Annotated in this window: 13 protein-coding genes; 12 read left to right on the top strand and 1 reads right to left on the bottom strand. The window is 71.0% G+C overall.

Translation table 11 applies throughout. The annotated features are described in order from the left end of the window. Nucleotides 1-165: 165 nt before the first annotated feature. The 6 genes from OO69_RS30210 (at nucleotide 166) to OO69_RS30185 (ending at nucleotide 9180) form a co-directional block, all read left to right on the top strand. Nucleotides 166-2076 carry a glycogen debranching N-terminal domain-containing protein gene (locus OO69_RS30210; RefSeq protein WP_199811059.1) on the top strand — a complete coding sequence of 637 codons (1911 nt, stop codon included), beginning with the start codon at nucleotides 166-168 and terminating at the stop codon, nucleotides 2074-2076. A 130-nt stretch (nucleotides 2077-2206) separates the two neighbouring features. Then, on the top strand, nucleotides 2207-2965 hold the full coding sequence (locus OO69_RS30205) for an NUDIX hydrolase (protein WP_033283995.1): 759 nt from the start codon (nucleotides 2207-2209) through the stop codon (nucleotides 2963-2965). A 91-nt stretch (nucleotides 2966-3056) separates the two neighbouring features. Beyond that, nucleotides 3057-5165, top strand: coding sequence for an ABC transporter ATP-binding protein (locus tag OO69_RS30200; RefSeq protein ID WP_033283994.1), 2109 nt, complete (start codon nucleotides 3057-3059; stop codon nucleotides 5163-5165). A 163-nt stretch (nucleotides 5166-5328) separates the two neighbouring features. Then, nucleotides 5329-6216 carry a FadR/GntR family transcriptional regulator gene (locus tag OO69_RS30195; protein WP_199811058.1) on the top strand — a complete coding sequence of 296 codons (888 nt, stop codon included), beginning with the start codon at nucleotides 5329-5331 and terminating at the stop codon, nucleotides 6214-6216. Nucleotides 6217-6651: 435 nt separating this feature from the next. Continuing rightward, nucleotides 6652-8190: an RNA polymerase sigma factor gene (locus OO69_RS30190; RefSeq protein WP_033284005.1), complete on the top strand. Its 1539-nt coding sequence runs from the start codon at nucleotides 6652-6654 to the stop codon at nucleotides 8188-8190. A 132-nt stretch (nucleotides 8191-8322) separates the two neighbouring features. Continuing rightward, nucleotides 8323-9180, top strand: a complete 858-nt coding sequence (locus tag OO69_RS30185) for a S1 family peptidase (protein ID WP_033283992.1) — start codon at nucleotides 8323-8325, stop codon at nucleotides 9178-9180. Between the two features lie 141 nt (nucleotides 9181-9321). Here OO69_RS30185 and OO69_RS30180 read toward each other — a convergent pair whose 3' ends face one another. After that, nucleotides 9322-9555, bottom strand: a complete 234-nt coding sequence (locus OO69_RS30180) for a DUF7455 domain-containing protein (RefSeq protein ID WP_033283991.1) — start codon at nucleotides 9553-9555, stop codon at nucleotides 9322-9324. A gap of 443 nt (nucleotides 9556-9998) precedes the next feature. On the opposite strand from OO69_RS30180, the gene OO69_RS30175 reads away from it, so the two are divergent. The 6 genes from OO69_RS30175 to OO69_RS30150 all read left to right on the top strand — a co-directional run bounded on the left by OO69_RS30175 (nucleotide 9999) and on the right by OO69_RS30150 (nucleotide 17106). Then, nucleotides 9999-12119 carry a DNA gyrase/topoisomerase IV subunit B gene (locus OO69_RS30175; protein ID WP_033283990.1) on the top strand — a complete coding sequence of 707 codons (2121 nt, stop codon included), beginning with the start codon at nucleotides 9999-10001 and terminating at the stop codon, nucleotides 12117-12119. A gap of 412 nt (nucleotides 12120-12531) precedes the next feature. Then, entirely contained in the window at nucleotides 12532-13056 is a 525-nt protein-coding gene (locus OO69_RS30170) for a CcdC protein domain-containing protein (RefSeq protein ID WP_033283989.1), read from the top strand. Next, on the top strand, nucleotides 13053-14204 hold the full coding sequence (locus tag OO69_RS30165) for a sensor histidine kinase (RefSeq protein ID WP_033283988.1): 1152 nt from the start codon (nucleotides 13053-13055) through the stop codon (nucleotides 14202-14204). Before OO69_RS30170 ends, OO69_RS30165 begins: the two co-directional genes overlap by 4 nt. Then, nucleotides 14201-14887, top strand: coding sequence for a response regulator transcription factor (locus OO69_RS30160; RefSeq protein ID WP_033283987.1), 687 nt, complete (start codon nucleotides 14201-14203; stop codon nucleotides 14885-14887). Before OO69_RS30165 ends, OO69_RS30160 begins: the two co-directional genes overlap by 4 nt. Nucleotides 14888-14956: 69 nt before the next feature. Beyond that, on the top strand, nucleotides 14957-15517 hold the full coding sequence (locus OO69_RS30155; protein ID WP_078652626.1) for a DUF485 domain-containing protein: 561 nt from the start codon (nucleotides 14957-14959) through the stop codon (nucleotides 15515-15517). After that, nucleotides 15514-17106, top strand: a complete 1593-nt coding sequence (locus OO69_RS30150; RefSeq protein WP_033283985.1) for a cation acetate symporter — start codon at nucleotides 15514-15516, stop codon at nucleotides 17104-17106. Before OO69_RS30155 ends, OO69_RS30150 begins: the two co-directional genes overlap by 4 nt. Nucleotides 17107-17147 lie beyond the last annotated feature (41 nt).

Here is a 17147-nt window from a genome sequence, read left to right as displayed (position 1 = left end):
CCCCCACCCTCGCCCGTATCCCCACGCCACTCGTCTCCTGTTTCCCCGCGCCAGTCCTCTCCCGGCTCCCCGCCTCAAAGCCCTCCACCACACCCGCCACCCCCGTCCCGTCCGACGCCCCGCCGCTCCCTCGAACTACCGCCCACCCACACCACCCTGATCTGCGTGGCCCTCCCGGGCCTGGCCGTCTCCACCGAGCAAGGACAGCTGAACGGACGGGGGTTGGAGGGGTTCTACCGCGCGGGGCGACGCGTGCTCTCCCGTTGCCAGTTGCGGGTGGCCGGACGGGAGCCACTGGTGGTGCAGGCCAGGATGACGGCGGCCGACCGCGCCCGTTTCGTGGGGACCATGCGGGTCTCACCGGACTGCGGCCCGGACCCGGACCTCGTCGTCGAGCGGACCCGGCACTCCGACGGCACCGAACGCATCACCCTGCGCAGCGTCTCCTGGCGCCCGCTGCGCCTGCCGGTCGAGCTGGCGCTCGGCACCGACATGGCCGATCTGGGCGCGATCGCCGCAGGCAACACCGGACCCGAACTGCTCGCCAGCGTCCACGACTCGGGCCTGCGCTGGTCCGGCCCCACCGGCAACTCGGCGGTCACGGCCGACCCTCCGCCCGCCGACGCGCTGGCTTCCGCGGGGCTCCTGCGCTGGGAGTTCGAACTGCCGCCGGGCGGCACGGTGACCGTGGAACTCCGGGTACGGCCGGACGGCGCGGGGCCGATCAGGGCCGTGGGCCACGGCGCGACGAGTCCCCTGGCCTCCGCACGGGCGACCGGCGACGACCCCCGAGTCCCGGTGCTCCTGCGGACCAGCATCGAGGACCTCCAGGCACTGCTGCTGCGCGACCCCGCCCACCCCTCCGACATCCATCTCGCGGCCGGGGCACCCTGGCGTTGCGGGCTGGCGCCGGCGGAGTCCGTCACGGCCGCGCGGATGACGCTGCCGCTCGGCACGCGGCTCGCCGCGGGCACACTGCGGATCCTCGCCCGCACCCAACTCCAGCGCGCCGGAGCGCAGTTGGGCCTGATCCCCGGACCGCGTCGTGACGCCGGCGCCCATCTTCCGCCGAGTTGCACGGGGACCGAGGCGACCCTGCTCTTCCCCGTGCTGCTCGCGGAGGCCCGCCGCTGGGGGCTTCCGGAGCAGGAGACACGGGAGTTGCTCCCGGCCGCCGAGCGCTGTCTGACCTGGCTGCGGACCGCCGTGGGCGACGGCACGTATCTGCGCGACCCGCACCCAGGCGGCCCCGTCCGCTGCGAGACACAGGCCCATGCCCACCGGGCGGCTCTGCTCGGGGCCGATCTGCTCGACGCTTTCGGCAGACCCGGCGGTGCGGAACTGCGCGAGTGGGCCCAGGAGTTACGCACCGCCTTCCGCGCGGACTTCTGGATCGGGGACCTGGGCGGCGGCCGCCCGGCAGCGGCCCGGTCTCCGGACGGACGCCTCGTACCGCACCTCGGCGCGACCGCGGCCCACCTCCTGGACACCGGCCTGTTGGGCGGTGGCGAGTACGCGCCCGGCCTCCTGGACAAGGTGCGGGCCGAACAACTCGCCCGGCTGCTCGGCGCCCCGGCCATGGACTCGGGCTGGGGACTGCGCGGCCTGGGTGTGAAAGAACCGGGGTACAGCCCGTTCAGTCACCGGGGCGGAGCCGTCCGGGTGGCGGAGACGGTGATCGCCGTCGCAGGCTTGGCCGCCGCCGCGTACGAGAAGGAGGCGACCTCCCTGCTGCGGGGCGTCCTCGCCGCGGCCGAGGCGTTCGGACACCGGCTCCCCGAGATGTACGCGGGGGAGCAGCGCACGGACGGGAGCGCTCCCCTCCCTCACCCGGCGGCCTGTCGCCCGGCGGCCACGGCGGCCGCAGCCGGAGTGCTGCTGCTGACCACCCTCGCGGGCATCCGTCCCGACGCCCCAGCCCGCACGGTCACCCTCCGCCCGGTGCGCAGCGCGCCCCTGGGCGAGATCGGCCTCACCGGGCTGCGGATCGCGGGCGCCCCGTTCTCCGTACGGGTCGGCCGCCTCGGTGTCGCCATGGTCGAAGAGGCGGCAGACGGCCTGCAATTGGGAGCGTGACCTCGGAGGAGGCCGGATCGGGAGGCGGCCCGAAGCGGTGGGCGAGCCGCACATCGCGCCGAAGTGGATCAGTCACGGCGGTACCGACGAAGGGAGTGTTTATCGTCAGGCAGACGACTATGATCGCCGCATGTCCTACGACCCGTCAGCGTATCCGCCCTTCGCCGTCACCGTGGACCTGGTCGTGCTGACCGTGCGCCGCCATGCTCTGTGCGGGCTGGCGGTACGCAGGGGCGAGCCGCCGTTCCAGGGACGCTGGGCGCTGCCCGGCGGCTTCGTGCGGGCCGACGAGGACCTGTCGCAGGCCGCGGCACGCGAACTCGCCGAGGAGACGGGACTGCGCGCCCACGACCCCGGCGCCCCCGCCCAGGACAACGGAGCACATCTGGAGCAGCTCGCCACCTACGGCGACCCCAAGCGCGACCCGAGGATGCGCGTCGTGAGCGTCGCCCACCTCGCGCTCGCTCCCGACCTGCCCGCACCCCGTGCTGGTGGCGACGCCAGCAACGCGCGCTGGGCGCCCGTCGAAGAGCTGCTGCAGCAGGGCGGGTTCGGACGCGACGGCGATCCGGTGGCTCCGCTCGCCTTCGACCACACGCAGATCCTGTCCGACGGGGTGGAGCGCGCCCGTTCGAAGATCGAGTACTCGTCCCTGGCCACGGCGTTCTGCCCCACCGAGTTCACCGTCGGTGAGCTGCGCCGCGTCTACGAGGCGGTGTGGGGCGTGGCGCTCGACCCGCGCAACTTCCACCGCAAGGTGACCGGCACGCCGGGCTTCCTCGTCCCGACCGGCGGTACGACGACCCGTCAGGGCGGGCGCCCCGCACAGTTGTTCCGGGCCGGCGGGGCCACGCTGCTCAACCCGCCGATGCTGCGCCCCGAGGTGTGACGCCGTAGGACCTCGGCCGAGGCGATCAACCGTTGCGGAGCGGGCCGTTCGGTGCCCGGAAAAACGGACATAGCGCGCTATCTTGCTGTGGGTGATCCAGGCCTTCGGACTGACCAGCAACGCCCGCAAGGAGCATCCGCCCGCCGTCGACGACGTCTCCTTCGAGGCACGTGCGGGCCGTGTCACCGCACTCCTCGGAGCACCGGGCGCGGGAAAGACGGCCGCGCTCAGACTCATGCTCGAACTCCAACAGGGGCGTGGAATCACCTACTTCAGGGGCCGCCCCCTGCACCGCGTCGCCCACCCGTCGCGCGAGGTCGGCGTCCTCCTGGGCGATGTGCCGGGTCATCCGGCCCGATCGGTCCGCGGCCACCTCCGGATGCTGTGCGCCGCGGCGGGAGTTCCCGCCCGGCGCGCCGACGAGGTCCTCGAAGTGGTCGGCATCGTCAGCCTGCGCGACGAACGCCTCGGCAGCCTCGCGCGGGGCATGGACCGCCGCCTCGGCCTCGCCTGCGCCCTGCTGTCCGACCCGCACACGCTCGTGCTGGACGAACCCGCGGACGCCCTCTCCGCCCGTGAAAGCCGTTGGCTGTACGGCATGCTGCGCGCGCACGCGGCCCAGGGCGGCACGGTCCTGTTCACCACCGCCGACCCCAAGGAGGCCGCCCGCAGCGCCGACCGGGTCGTCACCCTGGAGCAGGGCAGACTCGTAGCCGACCAGGAGGCCGGAGACTTCGCCCGTACCCGGCTGCGCCCCCGCGTCGCCGTCCGCAGCCCGCACGCCAACCGCCTGGCCGCCCTCCTCACCAAGGAGGCCCGCACCGCCCACCGCTCCGTGGAAGTCGTACGGGAGGACGGCAACCGCCTTTCCGTGTACGGCAGTACGTGCGCCGACGTCGGTGAGACGGCGTTCCGGCACGACATCCTCGTCCACCAACTAGCGGACGAGATCGGGGACATGGGGCCGGGCGCCGGAACAGCCCTCCGAGGTGAGGCGGATCCCGTCGACGAGCCGCGGGTGTCGAACGTCCCGTCGGCAGCCGAGATGCCATCGACCCGCACGGACATGCCACTTGCCGAGCCGCTGACGCGACTCACAGATGCGCCGCCAGCCGAGCCGCCGACGCCATCCACCGACACGCTGCCCGCCGATACCGCACAGCCCCACGCCGCCGCGCCGCCCGCTCACAGTCTCCGGCCGCCCGCCGCTGAGCTGCCGCCCGCCGCCGAACAACCGGAACCTGCCGCCGAGTCCCACCCACCGCGCGAGGCTCCTGCCAATACCCCCGCCGCAAACTCCCGCCTGGTCCCCCTCATCGACCCCGAGGAGTCGTCCGGCACCCGTCCCCGCGCGCGCGCCCCGCGCCCCTCTCAAGTCCTCACCCCCGACGCCCTGTCCCCGCTCCCGCCCCCCATCTCCGTCCGCTCCGCCCCCAGCCCGCTGCGCCCGCTCCGCTACGAGCTGCGTCGGGCCGCCGGTATCGGCACCGGGTTTCTGACCGGGGCCGCCGTACTCGTCGTGTCCGCCCTCATCGCGCTGCTGCTGGCCCGCATCGGGCACACCCCGCAGCCGCGTCTGCTGGCCGCGTGGCCACGGGAGTTGCCCCTGCCGCCCGCGGCGCTCGGTGCGGGACTGCTCGGCGCGTTCGCGTTCGGTGACGAGTTCCGCCACCCCGCTCTGGCGGCGGACCGCGGCACCGTGCCCCGTAGGATGGGGCTCCTCCTCGCGAAGCTCATCGTCTCCGCCGCCACCGCGCTGCTGCTGGCCTTCCTCACGGTGGGCTGCGACGCCGAAGTGCTCTATCTCGTCTACGGACGGGAGCTCGCGCAAGTTCCCGCCGACTGGCTCTCGATGAGCGCGAGTTGGATCGGCCTGGTCGTCGGCTGCGCCTGGGCAGGTGTGCTGGCCGCGGGCATCTTCCGGTCCACCACGGCCGGGCTCGCCGCGGTGGTCGCCGTACCGATTCTCGTCGTACCCCTCGTGCACAAGGCGTTGGAAGGGCCGGCGGTGCGGACCGCGGAAGGGTTCCCGATGCGGATGCGGAAGGTGTTGCTGCTGCAATGGCCCTTCGGGGGAGAGCGTTACCTGTCCGCGGCGGCACGGGTGATCGCCCAACCAGTGGGCGGGGCACTGGCGTTGTCGCTGACCGCCCTGCTCTGCGCGTATCTGCTCACGACCCTGCGGAGCAGGGTCCGATGACGACCGTCCGCAACCCTTGGGGTGCCGCTCTGCGCACAACTCCCCGTAGAAAGCCCATTTCTTTCCGATAAGGCGTCAATTGCGACGGGGTGAGCGATCACCCTTTCGTGTGCTTTTCACCAAAGACCTCAAGGGAGTTGGAGACAGCGCCGACAAAGGATCCGTGAGTACCCTTGCGCACACCATGATGACCGCCGCCCGCTCCGCAGACTCCGGTCTCGCCGGCCCGGGCGATCTCGACCGCTACCCCTACGCCGAGGCGCCCGTCACCGAGCGCCTCGGAGCCCCTTCCTGGGACGGTTCCGACCCCGAGCTGGGCCGCGTGGGCCGGCGTGCCGCGGGCAGCCGCGGACGCGGGCTGCACGGCCAACTCGTCCAGCAGCTGGGTCAGATGATCGTCTCCGGGGACCTGGGCGCCGACCGCCCGCTGGTGCCCGAGGAGATCGGCCAGCGTTTCGAGGTATCCCGGACCGTCGTCCGCGAATCGCTCCGCGTCCTGGAGGCCAAGGGCCTGGTCAGTGCCCGCCCGAACGTCGGCACGCGCGTGCGTCCCGTCAGCGACTGGAACCTCCTCGACCCGGACATCATCGAATGGCGCGCCTTCGGCCCGCAGCGCGACAACCAGCGCCGTGAGCTGAGCGAGCTGCGCTGGACGATCGAGCCGCTCGCCGCGCGCCTCGCCGCCGGGCACGGGCGCGAGGACGTCCAGCAGCGCCTCTCCGACATGGTCGAGATCATGAGCCACGCCATGGGGCAGGGTGACGCGCTGACCTTCTCCCGCGCGGACGCCGAGTTCCACTCGCTGCTCATCCAGGTCGCGGGCAACCGGATGCTGGAGCACCTTTCCGGGATCGTCTCCTCGGCCCTCCAGGTCTCCGGCGGCCCGGTCACTGGCTGTGACCGCCCGACCGAGGCCTCCCTGGGGCACCACGCCCGGATCGTCGACGCCCTCGCCGCCGGCGACGGTGCGGCGGCCGAGGCGGCCATGCGGCAGCTGCTCATCGTGCACCCCGAGGTGGAGCGCGTGGTGCCCGCCCCGCGCGAACACTGACGCGCACGGGATGGTCCGTGCGGTCGAGGTGTGCCGCGTTCTCGTGGCGGCGCCCGGCCGGGGCGCCCGTCTTCCGCCGGACCCCGCAGGATCCTCCAGGGAATCCGGCGGGGTCCGGCGGTGCGACGGGGTGTTGAATCTCCCTGAGGAGCGCCCGTCACGGGCGTGGGTGCCCTCCTCTGCCCGTGTCTGACCGTTTTTGAACGCTTACGGGGTGTGACTCGGGCCACGCAGATTGGGCGTAACGCTCGCGGGCACTGTGCGATGACCTAAGAGGTGACAGCCGCGGAAGGGAATACGGACGCCGTTCAAGGCGCTGTGTTTCTTCCCGGCCCCAGCCCGCGCCGTCGGCCCATCCCCAAGTCGGCGGTCGTCGGCTCCTGTCCGTACCGGACGGGGCCGGAAGCCGTTTTCCATCGTTCCGAGAGGTTGTTCGTGTCGGCCAGCACATCCCGTACGCTCCCGCCGGAGATCGCCGAGTCCGTCTCTGTCATGGCGCTCATCGAGCGGGGAAAGGCTGAGGGGCAGATCGCCGGCGATGACGTGCGTCGGGCCTTCGAAGCTGACCAGATTCCGGCCACTCAGTGGAAGAACGTACTGCGCAGCCTCAACCAGATCCTCGAGGAAGAGGGTGTGACGCTGATGGTCAGTGCCGCGGAGCCCAAGCGCACCCGAAAGAGCGTCGCAGCGAAGAGTCCGGCCAAGCGCACCGCCACCAAGACGGTCGCCGCGAAGACGGTGACCGCCAAGAAGGCCACCGCCACCGCCACTCCGGCGGCACCCGTCGCCGACGCTTCCGTCGAGGACGACGCCCAGAAGGTCGCTGCCAAGAAGACCGCGCCCGCCAAGAAGGCGGTCGCCAAGAAGGTCGCCGCCAAGAAGACGACGGCGGCGGCCAAGAAGACCAGTGCCAAGAAGGACGACGCCGAGGTAGTCGACGAAGAGGCGACCGAGGAGACCCCCGGCAAGACCGGGGACGAGCCCGAGGGCGCCGAGAGCGCCGGGTTCGTGCTCTCCGACGAGGACGAGGACGACGCGCCCGCGCAGCAGGTCGCCGCGGCCGGCGCCACCGCCGACCCCGTCAAGGACTACCTCAAGCAGATCGGCAAGGTCCCCCTCCTCAACGCCGAGCAGGAGGTCGAGCTCGCCAAGCGCATCGAGGCCGGTCTGTTCGCCGAGGACAAGCTGGCCAACGCCGACAAGCTCGCCCCCAAGCTCAAGCGCGAGCTGGAGATCATCGCCGAGGACGGCCGCCGAGCCAAGAACCACCTCCTGGAGGCCAACCTCCGTCTGGTGGTCTCCCTGGCCAAGCGCTACACCGGCCGCGGCATGCTCTTCCTGGACCTGATCCAGGAGGGCAACCTCGGTCTCATCCGCGCGGTGGAGAAGTTCGACTACACCAAGGGCTACAAGTTCTCCACGTACGCCACCTGGTGGATCCGTCAGGCGATCACCCGCGCGATGGCCGACCAGGCCCGCACCATCCGTATCCCGGTGCACATGGTCGAGGTCATCAACAAGCTCGCGCGCGTGCAGCGCCAGATGCTCCAGGACCTGGGCCGCGAGCCCACCCCGGAGGAGCTGGCCAAGGAACTCGACATGACCCCGGAGAAGGTCATCGAGGTCCAGAAGTACGGCCGCGAGCCCATCTCCCTGCACACCCCCCTGGGTGAGGACGGCGACAGCGAGTTCGGTGACCTCATCGAGGACTCCGAAGCAGTCGTCCCGGCCGACGCGGTCAGCTTCACCCTCCTCCAGGAGCAGCTGCACTCCGTCCTGGACACCCTGTCCGAGCGCGAGGCCGGTGTGGTCTCGATGCGCTTCGGTCTCACCGACGGTCAGCCGAAGACCCTCGACGAGATCGGCAAGGTGTACGGGGTCACCCGTGAGCGCATCCGCCAGATCGAGTCCAAGACCATGTCGAAGCTGCGCCACCCGTCGCGTTCGCAGGTGCTGCGCGACTACCTCGACTAGGTCGTAGTCGTACGACACGGAAGGCCCGGTTTCCCCTCGGGGGACCGGGCCTTCGTGCTGGCCGCGGGTGCGGGGCGCGGCGCGCTGGATCACTGTGGGTTTCCCAAGACCATCCCAGAGTGAGGAACGTGCATGCGTCGTCCCCTTGCCCGGGCGCTGACCCGGCCGCTGGTCCTGGCGGCTGCCGCGTCCGCCATACCGCTGGTCTCCGCGCCCCCCGTGGCCGCCGACAGCATCGTCGTCGGCGGGTTCCCGGTCGATGTCTCCGTGAGCCCCTGGACGGTGGCCCTGTCCAGCCGTGACCGGTTCGGGGGTACCCGGGCGGGGCAGTTCTGTGGCGGTGTGGCCGTGGGCCGGACCACCGTGCTGACCGCGGCCCACTGCATGGGCGACGACGTCCTGGGGGCGCCGCCGCACCGGGCGACCGACCTCAAGGCCATCGCGGGCCGTACGGACCTGCTGTCGGACCGGGGCCAGGAGATCGCCGTACGCGATGTGTGGGTCAATCCGGACTACGACCCCGGCAGCAACGCGGGCGACTTCGCCGTGCTCACCCTCGCCGATCCACTGCCCCAGAGCTCGGTCGTCACGATGGCGGCCGCGGGTGACACGGCCTACCGGGCGGGCACGGCCGCCACGGTCTACGGCTGGGGCGATCTCACCGGCGGCGGCGACTATGCGGGGAGCCTGCACGCGGCGCGCCTGCACGTGCTGTCCGACGCGCAATGCGAGCAGGCCTATCCGGCCGGTGCCGACGGTACCTACCTCTCCGAGTCCATGCTCTGCGCCGGAGAGGCTCAGGGAGGCCGTGACGCCTGTCAGGGGGACAGCGGGGGGCCGCTGGTCGCCCAGGGGCGGCTGATCGGGCTCGTGTCATGGGGCAGCGGGTGCGGGCGCGCCGGGAGCCCAGGCGTCTACACCAGGGTGTCGGACGTCCTGCGGACACTGGGCCGCCACCGCGGCTCGCCAGGGCCGCACAAGGGCGCCTGACGGCGTCTGGGCGGCATCCCCGGGTCTGCGCCGGGTGCGAACGAACGCGTACGAAGACGGGCGGCCCCGCTCCTGTGGTTCAGGAGCGGGGCCGCCCGTCGCCGGCCTGGGCCGGTGCTGGCTCGTCGTGGACGCGATGTGTCAGCGGTCTTCTTCAGGAGCGCTTGCTGCTGGAGCGGAGGTCAGCCGCTCCGACTCGTCCTGTATCTCAGCGGCGATCTTCTTGAGTTCCGGCTCGAACTTGCGGCCGTGGTGGGCGCAGAAGAGCAGTTCTCCGCCGCTCAGCAGGACGACGCGCAGGTATGCCTGGGCGCCGCAGCGGTCGCAGCGATCGGCGGCCGTCAGTGGGCTCGCGGGGGTCAGAACAGTAGTCACGTCGCCTCTTCTCTAGCTCGACGAGCTGTCGTACCAGGGTCAACATCCAACCAGGCCGAAAACGTTCCCGCTCGTGGCCTTTTCTCGAAAAATTCTTCCGGGGCGGCTGTCTGCTGCCGGTTGGCGGCGAATGTGCCGTATTGCGTGTCTATGTGTCTGTACGGGTTCGCGCTGTGGGGTCAGGGTCGGGTCCACCCGGCTGGATTGCCGGTTGTTCATGAGGACGTGCCCGGAGCCTAAATGGTTCATGCCCCGAAGGGAACGTGATATGTACTTCACTCCATCGAGGGATCGAACAGGTATACGACCCTGGACTAGTGTGATGAGGAGACGAGGGTGGCGTTACAACGGCTCTACCAGGCCTCGGTACCCTCTGAGCGGCAACCGAAGCCGGGCCCTTACCCAAAAGGGCCTCATCTGAAATTCAGCGAGGAGCGAACCGCGTGACCGCCGAAACGTCCGTGCCGTCGACAGCGCTGCTGGCAGGAGCAGACCGGGACGGTTCCAACTACACCGCGCGGCACCTGCTCGTCCTCGAGGGGCTCGAGGCCGTACGCAAGCGCCCGGGTATGTACATCGGGTCCACCGACAGCCGTGGCCTGATGCACTGTCTGTGGGAGATCATCGACAACTCCGTGGACGAGGCCCTCGGGGGCTACTGCGACCACATCGAGGTCATCCTGCACGACGACGCCTCGGTGGAGGTCCGGGACAACGGCCGGGGCATCCCGGTCGACGTCGAGCCCAAGACCGGCCTCTCCGGTGTCGAGGTCGTCATGACCAAGCTGCACGCCGGCGGCAAGTTCGGCGGCGGCTCGTACGCCGCCTCCGGTGGTCTGCACGGCGTGGGCGCCTCCGTGGTGAACGCCCTGTCCGCCCGCCTGGACGTCGAGGTGGACCGCAGCGGCAACACCCACGCCATCAGCTTCCGGCGCGGTGTGCCGGGCTCCTTCACGAACGCCGGCCCGGACGCCGCGTTCGAGCCCGGTGGACTGCGCAAGACCAAGCGGATTCCCAAGACCCGCACCGGCACGCGCGTGCGCTACTGGGCCGACCGCCAGATCTTCCTCAAGGACGCCAAACTCTCGCTGGACGGCCTGCACCAGCGGGCCCGGCAGACCGCGTTCCTGGTGCCCGGGCTGACCATCGTCGTCCGCGACGAGTACGGCCTGGGCGAGGGTGGCAGCAAGGGGGAGGAGTCCTTCCGCTTCGATGGCGGCATCAGCGAGTTCTGCGAGTACCTGGCGAGCGACAAGCCGGTCTGCGACGTCCTGCGCCTGTCGGGCCAGGGCACCTTCAAGGAGACGGTGCCCGTCCTGGACGACCACGGCCAGATGACGCCCACCGAGGTCACCCGCGAACTCGGTGTCGACATCGCGATGCGCTGGGGGACCGGCTACGACACGACGCTCAGGTCGTACGTGAACATCATCGCCACCCCCAAGGGCGGTACCCACGTAGCCGGCTTCGAGCAGGCCGTCGTCAAGACGATGAACGAGGTGGCGCGCGCCAAGAAACTGCTGCGCGTCGCCGAGGACGACGTCGTCAAGGACGACGCCCTGGAGGGCCTCACCGCGGTCGTCACCGTCCGGCTCGCCGAACCGCAGTTCGAGGGCCAGACCAAGGAGGTGCTCGGTACGTCGGCGGCCCGCCGGATCGTCGCCAACGTGGTCGCCAAGGAGCTCAAGGACTTCCTGACCTCGACGAAGCGTGATGCCGCCGCCCAGGCCCGCGTCGTCATGGAGAAGGCCGTCGCCGCCGCACGCACGCGTATCGCGGCCCGGCAGCACAAGGACGCGCAGCGCCGCAAGACGGCCCTGGAGTCCTCCTCGCTGCCGGCCAAGCTCGCCGACTGCCGCAGCGACGACGTCGAGCGCAGCGAGCTGTTCATCGTCGAGGGAGACTCCGCGCTCGGTACGGCCAAGCTCGCCCGGAACTCCGAGTTCCAGGCGCTGCTGCCGATCCGCGGCAAGATCCTGAACGTCCAGAAGTCGTCCGTCACCGACATGCTGAAGAACGTCGAGTGCGGGGCGATCATCCAGGTCATAGGAGCGGGGTCGGGCCGTACCTTCGACATCGACGCGGCCCGCTACGGCAAGATCATCATGATGACCGACGCCGATGTGGACGGCTCCCACATCCGGTGTCTGCTCCTGACCCTGTTCCAGCGCTACATGCGGCCCATGGTCGAGGCCGGCCGGGTGTTCGCCGCGGTGCCGCCGCTGCACCGCATCGAGCTGGTCCAGCCCAAGAAGGGCCAGGACAAGTACGTCTACACGTACTCGGACCGTGAGCTGCGCGAGAAGATGCTGGAGCTCCAGAGCAAGGGCGTCCGGTACAAGGACTCCATCCAGCGCTACAAGGGTCTCGGCGAGATGGACGCCGACCAGCTGGCCGAGACGACGATGGACCCCCGTCACCGCACCCTGCGCCGGATCAACCTCTCCGACCTGGACGCGGCCGAGCAGGTCTTCGATCTGCTCATGGGCAACGACGTGGCCCCGCGCAAGGAGTTCATCTCCAGCTCGGCCGCGACGCTGGACCGGTCGCGGATCGACGCCTGATCACTGAGCCGGGCCCGGGTTCGACCTGGGCCCGGCCTCGTTCCGGACCTGGTTCTGATCCGGGGCCTGTCTTGATCGGGATGCGGTTCTGATCCGGGCTCGGCTCTGATCCGAACTTGGCTCTGATTCAGGCCTTGTTCTGATCTGGACTCGGGGCGGACCTGGATCCGGCTCTGCTCGGGCCCGGCCCGGCCCGGCCCGGCTCTGGCCCGGCTCTGGTCCGGACCCGGCTCGCACCCGAGCCCGGCCCCGCCGCCATCGTCCGGCTCCACCCGTGGGTGGAGGCCGGGGCGGTGCGGGGATCCACCCACGATCCACCCTGGCGCCGATCTGCCGACCCGCGCATTTCCGTAGCGTCGAAGGCGTCGGCAGCGCTCGCAGCCGGCATCCCCTTCCGCTCACGGAGGCTCTGATGTCCGGGCTGGTCAACGCGTTGGTGATCGTGGCCGTCGTCGCGGTGGTGATCGTGCGGCAGTTCCGCGCCCGTCAGATCGACACCGATCGGCGCTGGTGGCTCCTCCCCGTGATCCTCGCCGTCGTGGCGCTGCGCGACCCCGGCGTACTCGACGCCCACCACCACACCGAGTCCGCCCTCCTGCTCGCCGTCGAGCTGGTCATCGGGCTGGCCACCGGAGCCGGCTGGGCCTGGACCACGCGGCTGTGGGTCGAGACGGACGGTTCCGTGTGGAGCAAGAGCACCAAGGCGAGCGGGGGCGTCTGGATCGTCGGAATAGCCCTGCGCGTCGCACTCATCGCCCTGGGCGCGGTCGTGGGCGTGCACCAGAACAGCTCGGCCCTGATGCTCGGTCTCGCGGCGACGCTGCTGGTCCGCTCCGGGGTCCTGGCCTGGCGGGCCCAGTCCTTCACCGGGTCGGCGGGGTCGGCCCCGGCGTACGGTTTCGGCATGGCGAGGCCTGCCCGGAAGGAGCGCGTGTGACGGAGAACGCCTGGACGCGCTGGCCCTCGCGGGAGGCGCTGGGCCGAGCGGGGGTCTCACGGCCCCGGCGTCTGCTCGCCTGGGCCGTCCGGCTGCTGGTGATCGGCGTGCTCCTGGGGGGCGCGCTCACCGGCAGCCACGTCCACGGCTGGGCCCTGGCCGCAGGCGCGGCCGGCATCCTGCTCGCGGCGGTCGTCGGCTGGGCGTTCTGGCGCACGACTCTCGCCCACAGGCTCTGGCCGTCGGTAGCACTCATGGCCGTGCTCCTCGGGATGGCGGTCGCGGGACAGGCAGCCGGTTTCAGGGTTCCGGCGCTCGTCATCTGGTGCGGTTGTGCCGTCAGCTCGCTGGAGCGGCTGCCCATCGCGGTCGCCGTGCCGGTGACCGCGGTGTCCCTCGCGACCTTCGCCGCGGTCAACAACGACGTCTGGCTGACCACCGCGGTCACGACGGCCGGCCTGGCCCTCGCCGGATACACGCTCCGCCTCGACGCCGAGGCCCGGGGCAGCGCCCAGCGGCTGCTCACCCAGGAACGCATGGCGAGAGCGGCCGAGGCGGAGTCCGCCGCGCTGGCGGAGCGGGCCCGTATCGCCCGGGAGATCCACGACGTGCTGGCCCACAGCCTCTCGGCCCAGCTCGTGCACCTGGAGGCGGCCAGGCTGCTGATCGAGCGGGGCGCCGACCGGGAGACGATCCTGGAACGGGTCGTGGCGGCACGGGGGATGGCCCGCGACGGCCTGGTGGAGACCCGGCAGGCTCTGTCCGCGCTGCGGGGCGAGATGACCCCGCTGGAGGACTTCCTGACCGAGATCGTCGGTACGACGGGACGTGCCGAGGTCACCGTTACGGGTGAACGGAGACAGCTGCCCGCCGAGGCCTCGCAGGCCGTGCGCCGGGTCGCCCAGGAGGCCCTGACGAACGTCCGCAAGCACGCCCCGGGCGCCAAGGTGCTGCTCACGCTGGACTACGGCGAGCACGAAGTGACCCTGGACGTACGGGACTCGGGCGGTTCGCCGGGCGAACTCACCGGGGCGGGAGGTGGATACGGTCTGCTGGGCATGCGGGAACGCGCCGAGCTGCTGGGCGGTTCGCTGCTGGCCGGGCCGGACGAGGAGGGATTCGTGGTGACGCTGAAGGTGCCTGCATGACGGATGAGGCCGTGAGGAAGCCCGCGCGGGTCGTGGTCGCGGACGACCAGACCGTCGTACGGGAAGGCATCGTGATGCTGTTGGGGCTGCTGCCCGGGATCGAGGTCGTCGGCGCCGCCGCCGATGGGGACGAGGCGGTGCGGCTCGTCGCCGAACTCGCCCCGGACGTCGTCCTGATGGACCTGCGCATGCCGCGCTGCGACGGTGTCGAGGCGACCCGGCGCATCCGGGCGGAGTACCCCGGGACGCAGGTCGTGGTGCTCACGACGTTCGCGGACGACGCGTCGCTGTTCCCGGCGCTGCGCGCGGGGGCGCGTGGCTACCTCACCAAGGACGCGGGCGGCGACGAGATCGTACGGGCCGTGGAGAGCGTGCTGTCGGGGGACGCGGGGCTGTCTCCGAGTATTCAACGGCGGTTGCTGGAGCGCCTGTCGGAGCCCGAGCCGCAGCCGTCGTCGGAGCCCGCCGAGCCGCCGGACGGGCTCACCGCGCGGGAGACCGAGGTGCTGCTGCTGATCGCCGAGGGCCTGACCAATCAGGAGATCGCCCGCACGCTGCATGTCTCCACGGCGACGGTGAAGACCCACATCAACAACCTGTTCGCCAAGACGGGGCTCAAGGACCGTGCGCAGGCGGTGCGTTACGCCTACGGGAAAGGACTGGTGCGGCCACCAGCGAGTTGAGTCACCTGATGGGGTGAAGAGACCGGAGAAGAAGAGTCGGGGATCTTCCCGTTCTGTCCATCCTTGGGCATGCAGTCAAGCAACGGTCGTCCCCGCGGTGGCGGGAGTGGTCACGAGAGTCCGGCCGAGAACCACGAAGGTCATGACCTGACCCCCGCCGAGGCAACCGGAAAGGTGAGGTACCACGACCCCTGGTACGACGCGCTCGCGTCCGGCTGGGGCGAGTTGGACGGCACGGGCGGGCCCGCGCCCGAGGTACCCGCCGCGCGCCGGGAGGACGCGGACCACGCTGTCCGCGCGGGCGACGTGTATCTGGAGGTGCAGCGCAGCGCGGCCTTCCAGGAGGTGCGCGGCCGGTATCTGCGGTTCGTGGTGCCGGCCACCGTCGTCTTCTTCACCTGGTACGTGGCCTATGTGGTGACGGCGACGACGGCACCCGGATTCATGGCCCGGCCGGTGGCCGGCGCGGTGAACGTGGGGATGGTCGCGGGACTGGGGCAGTTCCTCACCACCTTCCTGCTCACCTGGGCCTACGCCCGGCACGCGCGCCTGCGCAGGGACCGGGCCGCGCTCGAACTGCGCTGGGACACACAGGAACTGACACGAGGCATTCGAGGCGGTACGTCGTGACCGGGAACCATCAGACGCTGGCGCTGCTGCTGTTCAGCGTGTTCATCGCGGTCACCCTCGGGATCACCACCTGGGTGAGCCGCAACCGGCACGGCTCGGAGGAGGAGTTCTACGCGGGCGGGCGGCTCTTCTCCCCCATGGAGAATGGTTTTGCCATCTCGGGTGATTATCTGTCCGCGGCCTCCTTCCTCGGGGTCACCGGGCTCATCGCGCTGTTCGGCTACGACGGCCTGCTGTATGTGGTGGGCTTCTTCGTCGCCTGGCTCATGGTGCTGTTCCTCGTCGCCGAACTGGTGCGCAACTGCGGGCGGTTCACGCTCGCCGACGTGGTCGCCGCCCGGATGAGCGAGCGCCCGGTGCGGATCGCGGCGGGAACTTCCTCGGTCACCGTGTCCGTTCTCTACCTGGTGGCGCAGATGGTGGGCGCGGGCAGTCTGGTCTCGCTGCTGCTGGGCGGGACGAGTCCGGCCGCGCGGGCCTGGACCGTCATCGGCGTCGGGGCGCTCATGGTGATCTATGTGTCGATGGGAGGGATGCGGGCCACCACCTGGATCCAGATCGTCAAGGCGGTCCTGATGATGAGCGGCACCATCGCGCTGACGGTGCTGACCCTGGTGCGCTTCCACGGAAATCTGAACCACCTGCTGCTCACGGCCGCCGCGCGCAGCGGTCACGGCGCGGCTTTCCTGGCGCCGGGGCTCAAGTACGGCGGGGACTGGACCGCGCGGTTCGACTTCATCAGCCTGGGCCTCGCGCTGGTGCTGGGCACGGCCGGGCTGCCGCACATCCTGTCCCGCTTCTACACCGTGCCGACCGCGCGGGCCGCGCGCCGTTCGGTGGTGTGGTCGATCGGGCTCATCGGCGCGTTCTACCTGATGACGATCGTCCTCGGCTTCGCCGCGGCGGCGGTCGTGGGACCGGACACCCTTCGGAAGTCGAACGAGGCCGGGAACACGGCGGTCCCGCTGCTCGCCCTCGACCTCGGCGGAGGAGCCGATTCCACCGGAGGCACCGTCCTGTTCGCGATCGTCGCGGCCGTGGCCTTCGCCACGATCCTCGCGGTGGTCGCCGGGATCACCCTGGCCTCCTCGGCATCCGTGGCGCACGACCTGTACGCGTCGCTACGGCGCCCGAACGCCAAGCCGCGCAGCGAGGTGGCCGTGGCCCGGGTCGCCGCGGTCGGCATCGGTGTCGCGGCGATCGGGCTCGGCCTCGTCGCCAGGAACCTCAACGTCGCCTTCCTGGTGGGCCTCGCCTTCGCCGTCGCCGCCTCCGCGAACCTCCCGGTGCTGCTCTACTCGCTGTTCTGGCGCGGCTTCACGACCCGCGGCGCCGTGTGGGCCGTATACGGCGGACTGATCCCCGCACTGGTGCTCGTGCTGCTGTCGCCGGTCGTGTCGGGCAGTCCCGAATCGCTGTTCCCGGGCGTCGACTTCCAGTTCTTCCCGCTGCAGAACCCCGGCCTCGTCTCGATCCCGCTCGGTTTCCTGGCCGGCTGGCTCGGCACGGTCACCTCGCCGGAAGTCCCGGACGAGGCCAAGCATGCGGAGACCGAGGTGCGGGCGCTGACGGGGGCGGGGGCCGTGTAGCGGGGCCCGTGCGCCGTAGCCACGCGCGAGTGTGCGGCTGT

Source organism: Streptomyces sp. NRRL F-525 (assembly GCF_000716605.1).
GTDB lineage: Bacteria > Actinomycetota > Actinomycetes > Streptomycetales > Streptomycetaceae > Streptomyces.
The sequence above is the reverse complement of the archived record's forward strand: the minus strand, read 5'-3'. Positions and strand labels throughout refer to the sequence as shown.